The organism is Candidatus Limimorpha sp. (genome assembly GCF_056203535.1).
Genome location: NZ_JBADWU010000081.1, coordinates 1 through 21,765, shown reverse-complemented (window position 1 = coordinate 21,765; position 21,765 = coordinate 1). Strand labels below are relative to the sequence as shown.

Sequence of the window (21,765 nt, the reverse complement as noted above, 5' to 3'; positions counted from 1 at the left end):
GTTTTGTAGGTTTAGAATGTTTTGGTAAAAAGGACAAATTGTATATTATTGCCAAGATTTGTGCTGGATTTGTTTCCAAAAGACAAATAATTTCTACTTTTGCACATCAGAATAGCAAAAACAGTTACGATTATGGGACAGAAACTGCCTATCGGAATACAGAGCTTTGAGAAACTCAGAACGGAGGGCTATTGCTATGTCGACAAGACAGCATACATCTATAAAATGGCGACAGAAGGGTGTTATTATTTCCTTTCGCGCCCGCGCAGGTTCGGCAAGAGCCTGCTGCTCAACACCTTTGAGTCGTATTTCTTGGGGAAAAAAGAACTTTTCGAAGGTCTCGCCATCGCGAAACTGGAACACGACTGGACGGAACACCCCGTGCTGCACCTGGATTTGAACACCCAGAAATATGACTCGCTGGAAGCACTCTGCACACTCCTTGATGAAGAGGTTACAAAATGGGAGCGCATCTACGGCAAGGATGAATCGGAATCCGCTATAGGACGCAGATTTCAAGGCGTCATCCGCCGCGCCTACGAAAAGACTGGCCGTCCTGTGGTGATATTGGTCGACGAGTACGACAAGCCGATGCTTCAGGCCATCAGCAAGCCGGAACTTCAGGAGGCCTACCGCGCCACGCTGAAAGGCTTCTACGGAGCCTTGAAGTCGATGGACGGCTGCATCCGCTTCGCCTTCCTCACCGGCGTGACCAAATTCGGCAAGGTGAGCGTCTTCAGCGACCTGAACAACATGAACGACATTTCAATGGATGCTGCATTCCATGACATTTGCGGCATCTCGGAGCAAGAGCTTCGTGCGAATTTCGGAGTAGAAGTGGCCGAACTCGCCGAAAAGCTAGAAAAGTCGGTAGACGAAACATACGCTGCACTTCGCGAGAACTACGACGGCTACCATTTCTGCGAAGAGAAACTGCCAGGAGTTTATAACCCGTTCAGTTTAATCAACGCCTTTTACAAGGGAAATATAGGCGCCTACTGGTTCGAGACCGGCACGCCGACCTACCTTGTTGAGTTGCTGAAGCAGCACCAATACAACCTCTCAGGCATTGAGAAAGAGGAAGTGGTGGGTGATGTGCTGAACAGCGTTGACATCGCCTCAACCAATCCCTTGCCAGTGATTTACCAGAGCGGCTACCTGACCATTAAAGGCTATGATGAGGAATTCGGCTTGTACAAATTGGGCTTCCCGAACAAGGAAGTGCGTCAGGGTTTCGTGCGTTTCCTCATTCCGAGCTACACCAACGTGGATGCCGTCGGCTCAGGCTTCGAAATCAGCCGTTTCGTGCGCTCCTTGCGCGAAGGCGACATCGAGGGCTTCATGGAAAGATTACAATCATTTTTGAGCGCCTGCCCCTACGAATTGGAGCCTCAGCAGGAGCGGCATTTCCAGAGCGTGATGTTCATCCTCACCGCCTTGTGCGGCTACTACGTCGAGATTGAGGAACACACCAACAAGGGCCGCATGGACATGACCATCAAGACAAAGGACTACATCTATATCTTTGAGTTCAAGTTTAACAAGTCAGCCGAAGAGGCCTTGACGCAGATTGATGAGAAGGGTTACGCCGAACCGTTCAAAAGTGATGGACGAAGCACCGTGAAGGTGGGCGTGAACTTCAGCACGGCTTGCAGGAATATCGACAGGTGGGTTGTGGCGTGAAGCTGTCTTGAACCGCAGATTTCGCTGATTACGCTGATTTTCAATAAACTACAGATTTTACAGATTATACAGAAATGGCTGTAGTTTAATAAAAGACTGATTTTTTATTGATTTCGTTGATACCGTGTTTTCACCATCTTTTTAAAGATTGTCCTGACTGAAGTGTTGAAAGCCCATTCGGGGTGGGTGCGGCTGGTCGGGCAGGACGGCGGGGCAGCGTCCGCCAAAAGGCTGACTAAGGACTTGATTTTCATATATCTGCGTTTATGACATGATGTTTGAAAATCAAGTTCTTAGGCAGACTGTGCGTTGGGCCGATTGTCCTGCTCTTGACTTTTTGCTTCTTTTAACTACGTTGAATCTTGCTGCGCTGCGATTTGTGGCAAGACAAAAGAAGATAAGAAGTAAATCAACGGCGTTATTTGTGTCGTTTGTATAAATGCTTGTAAGTGCGGCGTTTGTGTCGTTTCCTGCATAATAGAAAAGTCAGTCATATATTTTACTACAGCCACAGAAATTATAAATGCGCCTTGCGCATAAATGATACAGATGGGCTGACGATAAATTGATAAAAAGATACGCGCGATACGCGGAGACAAATCGAGTTTTATCGTACTTTTGCAGCACAATTTGAGACGCGAGGGTCTCGCACCGCCAAAGCCGGAATATGGGTTCTGCCGGTTCTGGCGATGAAATGAAATAGACAGAGCCTGCATTCAGTTAATAATGAGAAAATTATTTTTAGTATGGATGGCTGTTGCAGCCATTGCCCTCACGGGGTGCAAAAAAAACAACGACCCCCAGGAGTGGGACAACATCATCGTTTACGGGAAAATCTATACCGCCGAAACAGATCCGGACAAGGCCCCTACTGACAGTGGCTACTACAAGATGGCAAAAGCCATGGTGATTAAGGACGGCAGATTTGAATATGTTGGTAGCGAAGCCGGTGCCAACGCTTTCAAAACAGACAACAGCCGTATCATAGACTGCAACAACCAAGGTATCATCATCCCAGGCATCACCGATGGTCATGCCCACTATTTGTTGAAATTCATCAACGAGCAGATGATGGATAACACCATCCAATTCACCGACCAGCAGAATTATGATCAAGTTATCGCCCAAGTGCGCGATTTTGTGGAAAATGCCAAGAAAAACGGCAGGCATTTAGAATATGTTTATGGCGAGGGATACAGCGTTGCCATGATGAAAAAAGACGGAAAAGACCGACGCCACCGAAATGACTTAGATGCCATCACTACCGAGATACCCATTTACCTTACCGGTTTCGACCACCACAGCACGCTCGTAAACACCCGTGCGATGATCAATGCCGGCATCGTGAACGAAAATGACAGCATCATCCGTGACCATATCGCCGGCGGATTCATGTATCGAGACGACAACGGCAATTTGAACGGCGTGTTTTCCGAACGCGCCATATCCCTGCTTCAAGGCCCAGGTCTGAACAACAAAATGCACCCTACATCTGCACAAATCTCGCAGGGTATCGGCAATATGCAGAGATACCTGCTGTCGGCAGGCATCACCAATATCATCGAGGGATGGACCAACAACTATAACGCAGACGATGAGTCCCTGTTCCAGGCATTGACCGCAATGGACGCCAGCGATGATTTGCACCTGAACGTCTCGCTTACGTATGAGATTGAGCCGTGGTTCAACAACAACAAACCTTTCTACCACGTGAAAAATGCGGCATCTGTCCAACGAAAATACCAGTCGAAACATGTGCATCCCGACTACCTCAAACTCTTCATGGACGGATGCGTGGAGATGGGTACAGGTTTCCTGCTGGGCAATTATTCCTCCAGCACGACAGACAGCGTCTTCTCTGGTCATGGCACTGCCCTGTGGACAGAAGATGACATGAGGACACTGGTGCTTTTGGCGAATGCCGAAGGGCTTTCTGTCCATACACACGCGATGGGAGACGGAGCCGTACACCGCTGCGTAGTGGCATACAGCGAGGAAGGAAATGATGAACTGCGCAACAGCATCTGCCATCTCCGCAATGTCTCTCCTAATGATTATCCGTTGATTAAACGCCACAACATCGCTGTCAGCTCCAATATGAACTGGCATTGTTTCACCGCAGCAGAAGAGAGTTACTTTGGAAATATACTCCCTTATCCATACGATAAAGAGGCGTATCCCATGCAGTCTTTCTTTGAGCATGGCATCCTGGTGAGCCAGTGCACAGATACTCCTGCTGATAATGGCATCAATTACCCCTTCTATTGCATGATGGTTGCCGTTACCGGCGCATACGAAGCGAGTTCGTATGCCTGGCAGCCAACGGAACTTATCAACCGCTGCCAGTTCCTGCAAGCCGCGACATATAATGGCGCATGGCAACTGCATTTGGAGAAAGAACGTGGCAGTATCAAGGAGAAAAAGTATGCTGACTTTGTCATTTTGGACCAAGACATCCTGACGTGTGATGCGCAAATGCTTCGCGACACCAAAGTGCTCAAAACCTTCTTCGAAGGCAAAGAAGTGTATTCAAAATAAAAATGTATCCTTGCCGCCCGAAATTTGCAATTTATCATCATTTGTAATAAACTTTTAAACGAAATACTCATGAAAAGAAACATTCTAAGACTCTTGCTTTCAGCAGCATTTGTGATGTGCTGCACGTTTTCGGCTTTGGCAGACCTCGGCACACCGCCGAACAACGAAATCTGGTACACGACCGACAACAACAGCAAACTTACCGCCGGCAAATATGATGTCGGCAAGCCTTTGTGTGGTACAACGATAAGCGAACACGGTGAAAGTGACGGCCATTACTACATCAAGTTCAATGCCAATATTGAGTATATCGGCGAAAACGACTTCGATAACGAAGACCATATTACCGAAGTCTCATTGCCGAACACAATCACCAGCATCAGTGACAAGGCATTCAACGACTGCGACGGACTGGTTACGTTCCACATGCCAAATTCCGTGATAAACTTAGGCTATTGCGCATTCTACCATTGCAACAAGCTGAAGAATCTGACCCTCGGCAGCGGACTGAAATATATAGGGAGCTATGGTGAAACGTATGGCGTCTTCGAGGAGTGCGACGGTCTGGAAGTCATCGCCATCCCTGCCTCGGTGACACTCTTGGGCCGAAACGCATTCTACGACTGCGACAGCCTGAAGTTCGTCGCCATAGGCAGCGGGGTGACAAGCATTACCGAACAGGCCTTCTACAACTGCAACGAACTGATGTCGGTGGCCATCGACGGCAACGTGGTAAGTATCGGAAAAGATGCTTTCAACGACTGCGAGAAGTTGGAATCGGTGTCGTTCTTCGGCAACACGCCTCCTTCTTCATTCGGCGACGAATGCTTCTATGATTGCAGCCCGAGCCTGAAATACCATGTGTTGGAGGAGAACTACGAGAAATACAACTCCAACAGCTACCTAAGCGGGAACGTGGTGGCAGGGCCTCCGTACAACGAAATATGGTATTCGACCAACAACGGAGGAACGGCTGGATACAATTTCATTACCGCACCCCCCCCACCGCTTAACGCCTATATGGGCAGCCACGGCGTGCAGTTCTTCAACGGCAATCCACCTGAATTGAACAGCGATCATTATTGTTTCGAGTATTGTACCAACCTTGTGTCCGCTGTGTTGCCTTCGTCCATCACTGATATTGGTAAATTTGCTTTCTTTGGCTGTACCAGCCTGGTGTCCGTGTCCATCCCAAGTACGGTGACAAGTATTGGAATAGGAGTTTTCTACAAATGCTGGAGTCTTCAAGATATTAAACTTCCTGCCGGATTGAATTCCATCGGCAAGGAAGCATTTGAAGATTGCGGTTTAAAGTCAATAACGATTCCAAGTGGGGTGGGAATTCCAGAAAATCTATTCAATAATTGTCCTAACCTCCGATCCGTGACTATATTAGGCACCATCCAAGACATAGGCCATCATGCATTTTTTTTGTGTTCTAACCTTTCCGAAATATTCTATTTGGGAGAGGGGACTCCTAATTTGGGTGGAGATTGTTTCAATCGATGTCCAGCCACGATTTATGTGAAGGATGTGGCGGGTCACGGCAACTGGGACGACCGTCCGGTGCGTTCGTGGCGCTCGGGCCGGGGCGACGGCTCGGCGGCAAGCCCATTGGAGATCGGGAACTACCAGCAACTCTACGGCTTCTCGCTTGAGGTTGAATATATGAATGGCGCGAACCTGTGCGCCAAACTGACGGCAGACATCACGGGCAGCACCAATGTACTGAACGAGGACGGGACACCGAAGGGCGTGTTCAAGCAGTGGCTGCCGATAGGCAGTTGGGGCAGTGTCCCCAATACTTACAACGGATACACTGGCGAGTTCGACGGCGGCGGCCACACCGTCAGCGGGCTTTACTTCAATGACGGGACCAAGGCGCCGGCCGGGCTTTTCGGCATGGCCGACGGAGCTTACATCCACGATGTAGGCGTCAAGGACAGCTATTTCCGTGGCAAGAGCCATGTGGCCGGCATCTGCGGCGACTTGGCATCCGGACGGATGGAGAACTGCTGGAACGCGGCGACAGTTCAGGCGGTAAACGGCACCGCCGGCGGCATGGCCGGCTCATGCTGGCATTCTGCGTATATGTCCAGTTGCCACAATGTAGGCAAGGTGGCGGAAGGTGCATTCTGCGGCGGTGTATGCGGCTCGGTGGCGAAGAATACAGCAGGTGTCACCTATTCGGTCAGCAACTGCTTTTCGCTTGAAGGCAAATGCAGCGTGGCGTACAACCTCTACGAGGGTGGTGTGGGTATCCATAATGTCTCGATAAAGAACGCCGCAGCCTTTGCGAGCGGCGAGGTGTGCTGGATGCTGAACGGTTCCCAGCCGTCGGACAAATGGCGGCAGCAGCTGGGTGTTGACGGCTATCCGACCCTGTCGGGAGATTATTTCGTGTATTACAGTGCAGGGACGAATAAATACTATAACTATGATGATAATATTTCCGGCTCCGGCACGGCGGATGACCCGTACAGGATAGGCAACTGGTTTGAACTGCTGATGTTCGCCGACATTGTCAACACTCAAAACACGTCAGCCTGCGGTATCCTGACGGCGGACATCACGATGAACACGGACGTGCTTGACAGCGACGGCAACCCCAGCGACGGCTCGTTTGAGCCTTGGACTCCGATAGGCGGAGAGGGATATGGCTACAGAGGCGAGTTCAACGGCGACGGTCACACCATCAGCGGGCTTTACTTCGGCGACTATACGAAAGACAGAGTCGGTCTTTTCGGTAAGACTGGTGATAATGCCTACATCCATGACCTCGGCATCAAGGACAGCTATTTCTACGGCAACAGCTGGGTGGCCGGTATCTGTGGCGACTTTGCCAGTGGACGGATAGAGAATTGCTGGAACGCGGCAACGGTTTTTTGTGTCATGGGTTGTGCCGGTGGCATAGCGGCATCTTGTTGGACAGGTGCTTCCATGACAGGGTGCTATAACATCGGCAAGGTGCGGATGGTACATGGTGACGACAGTCAGTGTGGCGGCATCTGCGGCACTGTGGCAAGGAACGGCAATGTTGAATATTCTGTCAGCAATTGCGTATCGCTCGAAGGCAAATGCGACGTGGCGTACAACCTCTACGAGGGTGCTGTGGGTATCCATAATGTCTCAATAAAGAATGCCACAGCCTTCGCGAGCGGCGAGGTGTGCTGGATACTGAATGGCAACAAGTACGGCGGACACTGGCGCCAGCAGTTGGGAACGGATGACTACCCGACATTAAGTGGTACCTATTTTGTAAACTATACGAGCGAAAGGCAGTATTACAACAACGAGCCTTTGCAGGAAATCTGGTACACCAGCACGGACGGCAAGATTGTCACGCCATACAACTCTAATTCTTTCGGAGCGGGCGTTACATGCAATACATACGGAAACGGTCAGGGTGTCATCACATTCGACAGGGCTGTTACAAGCATTGGGTTATCTGCATTCCGAAACTGTTCTTCCCTGAAGTCAATAGAAATTCCAGACAATGTCACCAGTATTGGAGAACATGCATTTCGCAAATGTTCTTCCTTACAGTCGGTAACCATTCCAAGCGGTGTTACCAGTATTGGAGATTTTGCATTCCAAGAGTGTGGTTCATTGCAATTAATCAACATCCCATCAAGTGTGACAAGCATTGGGCAATATGCGTTCCGAAACTGTTCTATCCTAAAATCAATAGAAATTCCAGGCGGTGTGACGAATATTGGAAGTTTTGCATTAGCAGATTGCGTTAATATGGAGTCGATTACATTCAAATCCCTGCCTTCGGTTTCCTCCTCTAATGCTTTTTACAACTGCAACAGCCTCTCTTCAAAAATCCTCGACCTCACCGACAGCGACAAGCCATACATCGGCACTTCGTTGGAGAACTATCCGGCGGGTGGTTTCACCGAGGCTCACTACCACGGCACGCTTGAACCCGGCGAATGGGGAACGATAACCCTGCCTTTCGTGCCTTCGAGCCACTCGGGAATCGTGTTCTTCGCCATCGACAACGTGGATGCGGCAAACGGCACGCTCACCCTTTCGATAGTTGAGAACATCGAGGCGGGCAAGCCTTACCTGTTCAGGAACCAGACAGATGCCGCCAGCTTCACGCTTACGGCAACGCCTGTGGCCCCGGCAACAAACGTCCCCGTCACCATCACCGCATCCGAGCAGACCGTCGGCGACTTCGCGCTGATAGGCACTTTCCAAGCCAAGGAGCTTACGGAAAACGGTTTGTATGAACAGCAAGGCGGCGAGTTTGTCCACACCAACAGCCTCAGCATTGACCCGTTCCGCGCCTACCTCAAGGACAACGGCAGCTCGGGTGTGACGCGCATCGTGATTGATGGCGGCACTTTGGTGAAAATCACCAATCAGGACGACAGCACCATCACCCTCAGCGGACTGAAGAAAGTGGAGTTCATCAAGGAGAACAATGTGCCAGCCGTGCGCGTGACCTTTGCTGATGACAGCACAGAGACGTATCATGACCTTAAGAAGGTTGACTTCGGGAAATAACGTGGAGCAAGGGAGTACCCTGTAAAAACACCAAGGTTCCGCAGGATGCCGAAACCATCGGTCACCTGCGGAACCTTGATGTTTGAATCTCTGGATCTTTGAATCCCTATGGCTTTAGGCAGCCGATGGGGACGACAAGCACGCCATCCTCGCGCGTGTATGCGTACTGTCCGCCGGTAAGCACGATTAGCAGGTCAGGTTCACGCAACTGTGTCTGACGGTTGTTTCGGTTGAATTGCTGGACTAAACTTTTCAATTCGTTCAGGTGATGAGCACCTTCTTCTATGTCATTGCTGCCTAACTTGCACTCTATCAATGCGTATCGTCCATCTGCAATATGCAGCACGAAATCAGCCTCCAAGTCGTATCGGTCATGGTAGTAGTTCAGTTCCGTTTCTAACGGTGCGGAGTACACTTTCAGATCTCTTGCGCACAGGCATTCGAATATGAACCCGAAAGTCTTCATGTCCTTTATCAGAGTGGATGGTGACAATCCGAGAGCGGCGACTGCGATGGAAGGATCCGCCAGTTCGCGTTTCAGTCCGCTTCGGATGGCTGTCTTAGACCGGATGGCGGGATTCCAGGCTTCTACATCCTGGATGACGAAAAGACGCTGCAGTGCTTGCTGGTAATCGTCAAAAGTCTTGACCTGCAGGTTTTCGGCCGACGCATTCACGTCGGCGACGATACTTGACTTCTTGGCCAATGTTGAAATGTTGCGTGCATACGAGCGCAGTATGGCTCTTGCCAACGCCGGATTGCGGTTCACTCCATCGACATTCTGAATATCCGCCTCGCAGACGGTGGTGAAATAATTCCTTGCCACGAGCAATTTGGCCTGGTCGGTCTTGCGTGAGAGTGAAGCCGGCCAACCGCCACGGCAGGCCGCAAAAACAAGCTGCTCAATGGTCAATTCCGATTGGATGCCGTCGATGTCCATTTGAGGATTGTCAAACAAGGCCTGAAGGGAAATCGCACCATTCGACTCCTGCGATTCCCACAGACTCATCGGCAGCATTTTCAACCGAGCTATGCGTCCGTTGCCGCTATGCTGGATTTGCTTCTTATCAACGGCATTGGAGCCTGTCAGAATAAACTGTGCGACTTCATTGCGAATGTCAACTTCGTCGCGGATGGCATCCCAAAGACGAGGAGCCACTTGCCATTCGTCGATCAAACGGGGTGTGGCACCTTGCAGTAAAATGGACGGTTTCACCTGTATCGTTTTCAAGGTCGCTTCCAATGTGTCGCCGTTCTGCATCTTCAGCACGCTTTGTGCGTGTTGTGTTGCAGTCGTGGTTTTGCCGCACCATTTCGGCCCTTCAATCAGGACAGCTCCGAACGCATCCAAATAGTCGGATAATTGCACGTCAAATACTCGGTTTAAGTATGCCATAATCAATTGCTTTAGAAATTCGCCGCAAAATTACAAAAAAAAGGATATACGCAAATCACTTCCTGTTTTTGTGGCAAATCACTTCCTGTTTTTGTGATAGAGGAAAACAATGTGCCGGCCGTGCGCATGACCTTTGCTGACGACAGCAACGAGACGTATCTTAACCCCAAGAAGGTTGACTTCGGGAAATAGCGGGGGAATTAAGAAATTTTGGAACCGCAGATTACGCTGATTACATTGATTCTCAACAAACTACAGATTTAACAGATTATACAGAATTATTAATGCGCAAGCGCATCAATTTCACTGATTGGCTGACGCGAGATGTTTTTAGAAACAAATCTTTCATAAATCTATCATAAATCCTTGCTTCCGTGCTGGAGAATGATGGCGGCAAGCCGCCGTAGGCTCATCGCCCAAAAATCCTTCCACCCAGTAGCTGGCATCGTCTTGACGATGACAGTTGTCGACAACCGATTAGGTGGAGACAATGATAAAAAAAGATTTGTGTAATGATTTGTGTTAGATTTGTTTCCCATTAAAAATTTACTCTAAAATTTACTCCGAATTTACTTTCTACCGCCTTGGCGGAACATGTTTTCTTGAACCGCAGATTGCGCTGATTACATTGATTCTCAACAAACTACAGATTTTACAGATTATACAGAAATTATAAATGCGCCTTGCGCATAAATGATACAGATGGGCTGACGATAAATTGATAAAAAGATACGCGCGATACGTGGAGAAAAACCGAATTTATCGTACCTTTGCCGCCCGAAATTTGCAATTTATCATCATCTGTAAAAAACTTATAAACAAAATACTCATGAATAGAAACATTCTAAGACTCTTGCTTTCGGCAGCATTTGTGATGTGCTGCACGTTTTCGGCTTTGGCAGACCTCGCCACACCACCGAACAACGAAATCTGGTACACAACCGACAATGGCAAAAAGCTTACCGCCGGCAAATATGATGTCGGCAAGCCTTTGTGCGGTAAGATAATAAGAGAGCATGGGGAAAAAAACGGCCATTACTACATCAAGTTCGATGCCATTATTGAGTATATCGGCGAAAGCGACTTCAATAGCGAAGACCATATTACCGAAGTCTCATTGCCGAATACAATCACCAGCATCAGAGACAAGGCATTCAACGACTGCGACGGACTGGTTACGTTCCACATGCCAAATTCCGTGATAAACTTAGGCTATTGCGCATTCTATCATTGCGACAAGCTGAAGAATCTGACCCTCGGCAGCGGACTGAGATATATAGGGAGCTATGGTGAAATGTATGGCGTCTTCGAAGAGTGCGATGCTTTGGAAGCCGTCGCCATTCCTGCTTCGGTAACACTCTTGGGCCGAAACGCATTCTACGACTGCAACAGCCTGAAGTTCGTCGCCATAGGCAGCGGAGTGCCAAGCATTACCGAACAGGCATTCTACCACTGCGCTGAACTGAAGTCGGTAGTCATCGATAACGAGGCCGGCTTGACGATAGGCGAAAAGGCCTTCAAGAATTGCAAAAAGCTAGAATCGGTGTCGTTCCTCGGCAACACGCCGCCCACATCTTTTGGAAGCGATTGTTTCTATAACTGCCCAGTTAAATACCACGTGTTGGAGGAAAACTACGAGAAATACAACGGCATCCCTCTCAGTTACCTGCACGGGAATGTGGTGGCAGGGCCTCCGTACAACGAAATCTGGTACACCACCAACAACGGAGGAACGGCGGAAAAATCAAGGATCCCAGAAGATCGTCCTAAGCTGAACGCCTACATGGTCAGCCACGGCGTGCAGTTCTTCGACGGCAATCCACCTGAATTTAGCTACGATTATAATTGTTTCTATGGTTGCTCCAACCTTGTTTCCGTTGTGCTGCCTCAGTCCATCACTGATATTGGCAAATCTGCTTTCTATGAATGTTCCAGCCTTGTGTCCGTATCCATCCCAAGTACGGTGAATATCATTGCATCTTATGCTTTCGCTGATTGCGGTAGCCTTAAGGACATCAAGATTCCTGACGGATTGAATTCTGTCGGGGAATATGCATTTAACAATTGTCAGAGTTTACAGTCAATAACGATTCCAAGTAGGGTAAATACAATTCCACAAGATGCTTTCTCCTTTTGTGACAACCTTCGTTCCGTAACGTTTTTGGGCACCATTACAAGAATAGACGAAGCAGCATTTACTAAATGTATCAATCTTTCCGAAATATTCTATTTGGGTGATGGTACACCCGATTGCGGCTTCATGTACATTGACCATCAGCCGTTTAAAGACTGTCCAGCTACTATTTATGTGAAGGATGTGGCGGGGCACGGCAACTGGGACGACCGCCCGGTGCGCTCGTGGCGTTCGGGCCGGGGCGACGGCTCGGCGGCAAGCCCATTGGAGATCGGGAACTACCCGCAGCTCTACGGCTTCTCGCTTGAGGTTGAATATATGAATGGCGCGAACCTGTGCGCCAAACTGACGAATGACATCACGGGCAGCACCAATGTACTGAACGAGGACGGAACACCCAAGGGCGTGTTCAAGCAGTGGCTGCCGATAGGCAGTTGGGACAACAACTACAACTCGAGTTACAAGGGCGAGTTCGACGGCGGCGGTCACACCGTCAGCGGACTTTACTTCAATGACGGAAGCAGGTCGCCGGTCGGGCTTTTCGGCATGGCCAACGGAGCTTACATCCACGATGTAGGCGTCAAGGACAGCTATTTCCGTGGCAAGAGCCATGTAGCCGGCATCTGCGGCGACTTGGCATCCGGACGGATAGAGAACTGCTGGAACGCGGCGACAGTTCAGTCGGTTAACGGCACCGCCGGCGGCATGGCCGGCTCATGCTGGCATTCTGCATCCATGTCCGACTGCCACAACACAGGCAAGGTGGCAGAAGGTGCATTCTGCGGCGGTGTATGCGGCTCAGTGGCAAAGAATACCAATGTCCCCTATTCGGTAAGCAACTGCTTTTCGCTTGAAGGCAAATGCAACGTGCCGTACAACCTCTACGAGGGTGGTGTGGGTATCCATAATGTCTCGATAAAGAATGCCGCAGCCTTTGCGAGCGGCGAGGTGTGCTATATGCTGAACGATTACCAGACATCGGACAAATGGCGGCAGCAGCTGGGAGTTGACGGCTATCCGACCCTGTCGGGAGAATATTTAGTGTATTATAATGCGACATCGCAATCCTACTATAACTATGACGGGGATATTTCCGGCTCAGGCACGGCGGCAGACCCATACAGGATAGGCAACAAGTTTGAACTGCAAATGTTTTCCGACATTGTCAACGGGGGAAACCTAACAGCCTGCGCCGTGCTGACGGCAGACATCACGATGAACACCGGCGTTTTAGACAGCAACGGCGACCTAAACAGCGGCACGTTTGAGGACTGGACTCCGATAGGTAGATGGGGCAGTGAGGCGTACACCTACAACGGTTACAGTGGCGAGTTCAACGGCAACGGTCATACCATCAGCGGACTTTTCTTCAATGATGAAAACAGATCGGCGGTCGGGCTTTTCGGTATGACAAACAATTCCGGAAATGTAACTGCCTACATCCACGACCTCGGCATAAAGGACAGCTATTTCCGGGGCAAGAGCCACGTGGGCGGCATCTGCGGTGACTTTGCAAACGGACGGATTGAGAACTGCTGGAACGCGGCGACCGTTCAATCGGCAGAAGGCACCGCCGGCGGCATAGTTGGTTCATGCTGGCATTATGCATCCATGTCCGGCTGCTACAACACAGGCAAGGTGGCGGAAGGCTCTGCATGCGGCGGCATCTGCGGCTCTGTGGCGAAGAATACAGCTGTCACCTATTCGGTCAGCAACTGCGTCTCGCTTGAAGGCAAATGCAGCGTGGCGTACAATATCTACGACTATGCAAATATCAGTAATGTCCATATAAAGAACGCCGAAGCCTTTGCAGACGGCGAGGCGTGCTGGATACTGAACGGCAACAAGTACGGCGGACACTGGCGTCAGCAGTTGGGAACGGATGCCTACCCGACATTCAGCGGCATCTATTTTGTAAACTATACAAGCGAAAGGCAGTATTACAACAACGAGACTTCGCAGGAAATCTGGTACACCAGCACGGACGGCAAAATCGTCACTCCATACATGTCTAATGCTTTCGGAGCTGGCATTAATTACAACACATACGAGGGCGGTCAGGGCATCATCACATTCGACAGGGCTGTGACGAGCATTGGATATAAAGCATTCCAAGCCTGTTCTACCCTGAAGTCAATGGAAATTCCAAACAGCGTGACTAACATTCATGAATTTGCATTCTACGAATGTAACTTATTGCAGTCAATCAACATCCCGTCAGGTGTGACGAGCATTGGCCAATATGCATTCTCCGAATGTAACTTATCGCAGTCAATCAACATCCCGTCAGGTGTGACGAGCATTGGCCAACATGCATTCAGCTATTGCAATTCCTTGACAACTGTAACATTTAATTCTTTGCCTATAGTGAGCACTGAAGCCTTTTGGCCATGTGATAATTTGTATAATAGAATCCTCGACCTCACCGACAGCGACAAGCTGTACATTGGCAATAAGATGAATGATTATCATCCTTTCACCGAGGCACATTACCACGGCACGCTTGAACCCGGCGAATGGGGAACGATCACTCTTCCTTTCGTGCCTTCGAGCCACTCGGGAATCGTATTCTTCGCCATCGACAACGTGGATGCGGCAAACGGCACGCTCACCCTTTCGATAGTTGAAAACATCGTGGCTGGCAAGCCTTATTTGTTCAGGAACCAGACAGATGCCGCCAGCTTCACGCTTACGGCAATGCCTGTGGCTCCGTCAACAAACGTTCCCGTCACCATCACGGTATCAGACCAGACCGTCGGCGACTTCGCGCTGAAAGGCACTTTCCAAGCCAAGGAGCTTACGGAGGACGGTTTGTTTGAGCAACAGGACGGCGAGTTTGTCAAAGTCGGCAGCCTCAACATCGACCCGTTCCACGCCTACCTGAAAGACAACGGCAGCTCAGCCCTGACGCGCATCGTGATTGACGGCGGCACTTTGGTAAAAATCACCAATCAGGACGACAGCACCATCACCCTCAGCGGACTGAAGAAAGTGGAGTTCATCAAGGAGAACGGAACACCAGCCGTGCGCGTGACACGCGCCGACAACAGCAACGAGACGTATCTTAACCCCAAAAAGGTTGACTTCGGGAAATAACGGGGGATTGGGGGAATAAAGAAATAAAATGCCGCGCATAAAACACACAAAAAAAATGTGATTCGTATCAAAAATAATTGTAATTTTACACCCCGATTAAAAAAGGATTTATCACTAAATAAGAAAATGAAAAAGACATTAGCAATCATCATCGCAGCTTTAGGTTGCGCCACAGCTAACGCACAGGAAATCAATGCTGTTGTCACACGGCAAGGCACTACCAACAAGAACTGCTATCAGCTTAGCAACCTGCCAAGCGTTGTTTTTGGCGAAGGCAACACCATCACCGTCAATGAAGGTGAAACTGCAATAGAACAATACACACTTTCCGGAAGCAACACGCTCACCGTTCTTTTCGGCTCGGCCATCAACAATGAAGTAAACGCCGAAAGCCTTGAGGTTGCCTATCCTATCTACATCTTAGACAACGGCAAACTCTCCGTTTCGGAAACAATGAGCAATGCCAACGCCAATAACCTCGTCATCGAAGACGGCGGGCAACTCATCCACAATAGCGATGGCGTGATGGCTACCTTCGAGAAGAATGTCCTTACCTATTCCTCTACCGAGGCAACAGACGGCTGGAATCTGATTGCTTCACCTTTCAATGGCGACCTGTCAATTGCGGATCATACCGTATTAGGCGAAAATCACGACTTGTACCTTTACAACGAACCTTCCCATTACTGGTACAACAGCAAGGCCACGGGAGAGGGCAGTTTCAACAGCTTGCAAAACGGCAAAGGTTACCTCTATTCACAAGCTGGAACGGATGGAAATGTTATCAAGATGGATGGCCAACTCCTGCCAAGCACTACTGATAAAAGCATCGAGTTGCAATACACCCCGAAGCTTCTTGACGATGTTACTCCCAACACATTGAAAGGCTTCAATCTCGTCGGCAATCCTTACGCCTGCGACGCTTATCTTTCCTTATATGCCCAATATCAAGAAGAAGAACAATCAATTACTCAACCGACTTTCCTTACACTGAATGAAGTGGGCAGTGATTTTTTAATCACTACGGGAAGCTGTGTTACAGTGAAAGCCGGCGAAGGCATCTTTGTTTCGATTCCTGACGACTTTGAGTCTCTTGAACATGAATATGATTATTTCGCTCGTTTCTCAAAGAATCAGCCGCAAAATGCTGCACCAAGCCAAGCACTCGACATCACCGTCAGCGAGACTGAACGTGGCGCAAGCGTCATCAACAACGCCATCGTATGCTTCGGCGAAGGCTTCAACACCGAGAAGTTCATGCTGAATCCTGAAAATACCAAGATCTTCATCCCTCAGAATGGCAAGGAATATGCCGCCGTTTCGACAAGCTCAACGAGCGGTGAAATCCCCGTCAGCTTCAAGGCAGCAAAAGACGGCAGCTATACCATCACCGTCAACACCGAAAACGTGGAAGCCGAATACATGCACCTTATTGATAACCTCACGGGTGCCGATGTCGACCTGCTTGCCGCCTCCGCTTCGACAGGCTCAGCGAGCTACAGCTTTGAAGCCAAGGCAAACGACTACGCTTCACGCTTCAAACTTGTGTTCGGCGTGACCGGTGTTGACGAAAACGCTTCGACAAGTTCAGCGAACTTCGCCTACATCAGCAACGGCGAAATCGTCATCAGCAACGAAGGCCGCGCCACCCTGCAAGTCATCGACGTGATGGGACGCATCATCAGCAGCGAAGAAATCAACGGCGAATGCCGCATCAGCACCAACGGCATGACCGCTGGCGTGTACATCCTTAACCTCAACGGCAAGACGCAAAAGATTGTGGTGAAATAATTAAATGACAGTAACGGGATGGGCTTCGCCCAGAAATCATTCAAAAATTGGATTCAAAATCAATCAAAAATAAAAAAGAGATTTTCAATAGATTTTTTAAAGAGATTTTTGACGGATTTCTCGCTTCGCAGAAGCGATTCCGAAAAGGAAAAGAAATAGTAGAATAAAAAAGATACAGAAATGAAGAAATTAGTATTGACAATAGCAATCGTTCTCGGCATGACATTCGCTGCCTCAGCACAGTATTTCGGCGACAACGGTCAGCCCCAAGGCGGCGGACTGTTTGGCCGTGGCGAGACCCGCGACGGCGGCAACGACGGCGGCGTGAGCACTCCACTTTTGCCCGGACACGGCCTGAACACCAACCAGGATGCCGCACCTCTTGGCAGCGGCGCCCTGCTTCTCATCGGCTTTGGCGCAGCATACGCCATGAGCAAGAGAAACAAGAAGTAAATTTATTGATTTAATTGTATTAAGAGAAAAGCCTTGGCCGTTATGGTCAGGGCTTTTTCAATATGAATTAGCAAAACATTTCTGCCTTTTTGTCTGTTATTTTGTCAGTTCAAGGAAAAAAACTATCTTTGCACGGAATTTGCGCTGTCAAAAAGCCATTGGACTATAAATATATAAATGTCATATAATTGATTTTTGAATCTTTAAATCTTAAATCTTTGAATCTTAAATCACTGAATACATGGGATTTTTAAAAAAGCTATTCGGCGACAAGGCCACCCGCGACAACAAGGCATTGGAGCCAATCCTTCAGAAAACACTCAAGGCTTACGAAGAAATCGTAAAACTCGATATTGACGCACTGCGCCACAAGACTGTCGAATTTAAGGAATACATCAAGCAGAAGACCGCTTCCGTCGTTGAGGAAATCAACGGACTCAAGGCTAAGGCCGAGTCCAACTACGACATGGAACCCGATGAAAAAGAGAAGATTTATTCCCAAATCGACAAGTTGGAGAAAAAGGAACTTGAACTCATCGAGGAAGCCCTCAACGAGATTCAGCCACAGGCATTCTCAGTGGTGAAGGCCGCCGCCAAATATTTCTGCGAACACGAAACCGTTGAAGTGACCGCCACCGACCTCGACCGCGACCTGGCCGCCAAATACGAGCACGTCACCATCGAAGGCGACAAGGCTTATTTCAAGAACAGCTGGACCGCCGGCGGCAACACCGTCACATGGGATATGGTCCACTACAACGTGCAACTTATCGGCGGTATCGTGCTGCACCAAGGCAAGATTGCCGAAATGGCAACCGGTGAAGGCAAGACCCTCGTGGCCACCCTGCCCGTCTACCTTAACGCATTGGCCGGCAAAGGCGTACACGTCGTCACCGTCAACGATTACCTTGCCAAGCGTGACTCGGAATGGATGGGGGCCATGTATGAGTTTTTAGGTCTCACCGTCGACTGCATCGACAAGCACCAGCCTAACTCGGCAGCCCGCCGCAGAGCTTATCTGGCCGACATCACCTACGGCACCAACAACGAATTCGGTTTCGACTACCTGCGTGACAACATGACAGGCGACCCGAACGAACTCGTGCAGCGCAAGCACCACTATGCCATCGTCGACGAGGTCGACTCCGTGCTGATTGACGATGCCCGTACCCCGCTTATCATTTCAGGTCCTACCCCACGCGGCGACCAGCAGGAATTCGACCAACTGAAGCCCGACGTCGTCAGCCTTTACGAAGAACAGAAACGCTTCGTGACCATTATCCTGGCCGAAGCCAAAAAGATACTCACCAATCCGGCAGCCACCGAAGAGGAAAAGCGCCACGGCGCCGACCAGTTGTTCCGCGCCTATCGCGGTCTGCCTAAAAACAACGCCCTCATCAAGTTCCTCAGCGAAGAGGGTATGCGTAGTCTGTTGCAGAAGACCGAAGGTTTCTACATGCAGAATCACAACGAGAACATGCACATCATTGATGATGAATTGTATTTCGTCATCGATGAAAAACTCAATACCGTCGACCTCACCGATAAAGGCATCGACAAACTGACCGCCGCCTACAAGACACCTGATTTCTTCATCCTGCCTGATGTGGGTGCCGAAATCGCCGAAATGGAAAAGGAAAACCTCACCAACGACGAAAAGGTGTTGCGCAAGGCCGAACTGATGCGCAACTTCTCCGAAAAATCGGAGCGTCTGCACACCGTGCGTCAGTTGCTGAAAGCCTACACCTTATTTGAAAAGGATGTTGATTACGTCATCATCGACAACAAGGTGAAAATCGTCGACGAACAGACGGGCCGTATCATGGAAGGCCGCCGCTGGTCGGATGGTCTGCATCAGGCCGTCGAAGCCAAGGAAAACGTGGAAGTGGAAGCCGCCACGCAGACCTACGCCACCATCACCTTGCAGAACTATTTCCGCATGTACCACAAGCTGGCAGGCATGACTGGTACCGCTGAAACCGAAGCAGGCGAATTCTGGGACATCTACAAACTGGATGTGGTAGTCATCCCGACCAACCGCCCCATCGCCCGTCTCGATGAGGAAGACATGATTTACAAGACGAAGCGTGAGAAATACAACGCCGTCATCAACGAAATCGAACGTCTGGTTGGCGAAGGCCGTCCTGTATTGGTAGGTACGACCTCCGTCGAAATCTCCGAATTGCTCAGCAAACTTCTGACCCGCAGAGGCATACAGCATAATGTATTGAATGCAAAACTGCACTTCAAGGAAGCACAAATCGTCAAGGACGCCGGTCAAGCTGGCGTCGTCACCATTGCCACCAACATGGCTGGCCGTGGTACCGATATCAAGTTGGGACCTGGTGTGAAAGAAGCCGGCGGTCTGGCCATCATCGGCACAGAGCGTCACGAATCACGCCGCGTCGACCGTCAGTTGCGTGGCCGTTCAGGCCGTCAAGGCGACCCGGGCAGCTCACAGTTCTTCGTCTCCTTGGAAGACAACCTGATGCGTATGTTCGGCTCGGAACGTATTGCCGGCATCATGGACAGAATGGGTTTGCAGGAAGGTGAAGTCATCCAGCACCCGATGATTACCAAGCAGATTGAGAAAGCACAGAAGAAAGTGGAAGAAAACCACTTCGGCGTGCGTAAGCATTTGCTGGAATACGACGACGTGATGAATTCGCAGCGCGAAGTGATTTACAGCAAGCGTCACCACGCCTTGTTCGGCGAGCGTCTCTCCATCGACATCAACAACATGATGTACGATTTCGGCGAGAAACTCATCGATGAATATCAAGGTGTCAAGGATTACGATGGACTCCAGATGGCTTTGCTTTCGAGCATGGGCATCGAGGCACCATTCAGCCGCGACGAATTTGATAAGAGCAAGCCGGAAGTGCTTTCCGAAAAGCTCTTCGATGCTGCCCTTGCGCAATACCGCGAGAAGTCACGCATCATTGGCGAGAAGACGATGCCGGTCATTCAGAACGTGTATGAACGTCAAAACCGTTTTGAAAACATCGCCATCCCGATTACCGACGGCAAGCACGGCATGAATGTCATCGTCAACCTGAAACGCGCCGTCGAAAACGGAGCACGCGAAGTATCGCTCTGCATCGAAAAGAGCATCACCTTAGGCCTCATCGACAATGCCTGGAAGGAACACCTCCGCGACCTCGACGACCTGAAGGAATCGGTGCAAAACGCCACCTACGAACAGAAAGACCCATTGGTCATCTATAAACTCGAATCGTTCAACCTCTTCAAGGCAATGATTGAGAAAATTAACGAAGACGTCATTTCCTTCCTCATGCTGGCCGACATCCCGATGCAGGAACCTGACACCGTGCGCGAACACCGTGCCCAGGGCATCGACCGCTCGAAGATCAAGGAACAGCGCAACGACCTGCTCACCCAGTCGCACAGCGACACGCAGGAAAAGCAGGTGACACAGCCAATCCGCGTTGAAAAGAAGGTTGGCCGCAACGACCCGTGTCCATGTGGTTCAGGCAAGAAATACAAGAACTGCCACGGCCGCTTGGAAGGCGGAATTGAATAAGAGAAGTTTTTCATGGTTTTTTATTTTTATTTTGTTTTTCTGCCCGATGCAAGTCGGGCAGTTTTTTTTGGCAATAACATACAATTTGACCTTTTTATAACCAAAACATTCAAAACCTTTCTCCACCCGCCTTTGAATCTCGCAACCGCTCGATTCATACCAGCCTTTCGGCTTTTTTCCAACTAACATCTTTCGTCCTGGGTCAAAAAGTATATTATTGCTTATTTTTTTATTCTCACATAATTGACGTTTAATTGACGATAATTGTCTTCCAACAATATACTGTTCTTGCTTTTCTTTTTTTCCAAGACAATTTACGTCAATTTTGGTCAATTACGCAATGTCGTTTTTTATAAACACAAATTTCCACAAATTAAAACATGAATTTCCATAAATTAAACTGATATATAGGTGATTATAATTTGCGTTCAGCGAAGCGAAAAAGCAGCTATTATCGTTTTTAATTCTCACTTAAGGGCTGTTCTATAAATTAACTTACTAATAATTAGTTATTTAGTTTGATATTTCAGCAGGAAATCGTACCTTTGCAGTAGAAATCATACGGAATCATGCAGAAAACTACTACATACCGCAAGCCGATGGGCGAGAACC

The 21,765-nt window shown here is 49.3% G+C and carries 10 protein-coding genes; 7 read left to right on the top strand and 3 right to left on the bottom strand.

Annotated features, from left to right (window positions below; genetic code table 11):
• Positions 1 to 132 precede the first annotated feature (132 nt).
• Positions 133 to 1,683, top strand: a complete 1,551-nt coding sequence (locus AC06MN_RS09420) for an ATP-binding protein (RefSeq protein WP_475672116.1) — start codon at positions 133 to 135, stop codon at positions 1,681 to 1,683.
• Positions 1,684 to 2,033: 350 nt separating this feature from the next.
• Here AC06MN_RS09420 and AC06MN_RS09415 read toward each other — a convergent pair whose 3' ends face one another.
• Complete coding sequence (locus AC06MN_RS09415; RefSeq protein ID WP_475672115.1) at positions 2,034 to 2,399, bottom strand: hypothetical protein; 366 nt, start codon at positions 2,397 to 2,399, stop codon at positions 2,034 to 2,036.
• A gap of 10 nt (positions 2,400 to 2,409) precedes the next feature.
• Between AC06MN_RS09415 and AC06MN_RS09410 the strand changes: the two genes are divergently transcribed.
• Positions 2,410 to 4,221, top strand: a complete 1,812-nt coding sequence (locus tag AC06MN_RS09410) for an amidohydrolase (protein WP_475672114.1) — start codon at positions 2,410 to 2,412, stop codon at positions 4,219 to 4,221.
• A gap of 69 nt (positions 4,222 to 4,290) precedes the next feature.
• On the top strand, positions 4,291 to 8,739 hold the full coding sequence (locus AC06MN_RS09405) for a leucine-rich repeat domain-containing protein (protein WP_475672113.1): 4,449 nt from the start codon (positions 4,291 to 4,293) through the stop codon (positions 8,737 to 8,739).
• Between the two features lie 106 nt (positions 8,740 to 8,845).
• On the opposite strand, the gene AC06MN_RS09400 is transcribed toward AC06MN_RS09405, so the two are convergent.
• The gene (locus AC06MN_RS09400) at positions 8,846 to 10,135 is read right to left on the bottom strand and encodes an ATP-binding protein (protein ID WP_475672112.1); all 1,290 of its coding nucleotides are present in this window, start codon (positions 10,133 to 10,135) and stop codon (positions 8,846 to 8,848) included.
• A gap of 829 nt (positions 10,136 to 10,964) precedes the next feature.
• Between AC06MN_RS09400 and AC06MN_RS09395 the strand changes: the two genes are divergently transcribed.
• The 4 genes from AC06MN_RS09395 (at position 10,965) to secA (ending at position 21,153) form a co-directional block, all read left to right on the top strand.
• Entirely contained in the window at positions 10,965 to 15,365 is a 4,401-nt protein-coding gene (locus tag AC06MN_RS09395; protein ID WP_475672111.1) for a leucine-rich repeat domain-containing protein, read from the top strand.
• A 126-nt stretch (positions 15,366 to 15,491) separates the two neighbouring features.
• Complete coding sequence (locus AC06MN_RS09390) at positions 15,492 to 17,156, top strand: T9SS type A sorting domain-containing protein (protein ID WP_475672110.1); 1,665 nt, start codon at positions 15,492 to 15,494, stop codon at positions 17,154 to 17,156.
• Between the two features lie 180 nt (positions 17,157 to 17,336).
• Positions 17,337 to 17,609 carry a hypothetical protein gene (locus AC06MN_RS09385; RefSeq protein WP_475672109.1) on the top strand — a complete coding sequence of 91 codons (273 nt, stop codon included), beginning with the start codon at positions 17,337 to 17,339 and terminating at the stop codon, positions 17,607 to 17,609.
• A 241-nt stretch (positions 17,610 to 17,850) separates the two neighbouring features.
• Positions 17,851 to 21,153: a preprotein translocase subunit SecA gene (gene secA / locus AC06MN_RS09380; protein ID WP_475672108.1), complete on the top strand. Its 3,303-nt coding sequence runs from the start codon at positions 17,851 to 17,853 to the stop codon at positions 21,151 to 21,153.
• On the opposite strand, the gene AC06MN_RS09375 is transcribed toward secA, so the two are convergent.
• The gene (locus AC06MN_RS09375) at positions 21,100 to 21,486 is read right to left on the bottom strand and encodes a hypothetical protein (RefSeq protein WP_475672107.1); all 387 of its coding nucleotides are present in this window, start codon (positions 21,484 to 21,486) and stop codon (positions 21,100 to 21,102) included. The two genes, secA and AC06MN_RS09375, sit on opposite strands and share 54 nt — an antisense overlap.
• Positions 21,487 to 21,765 lie beyond the last annotated feature (279 nt).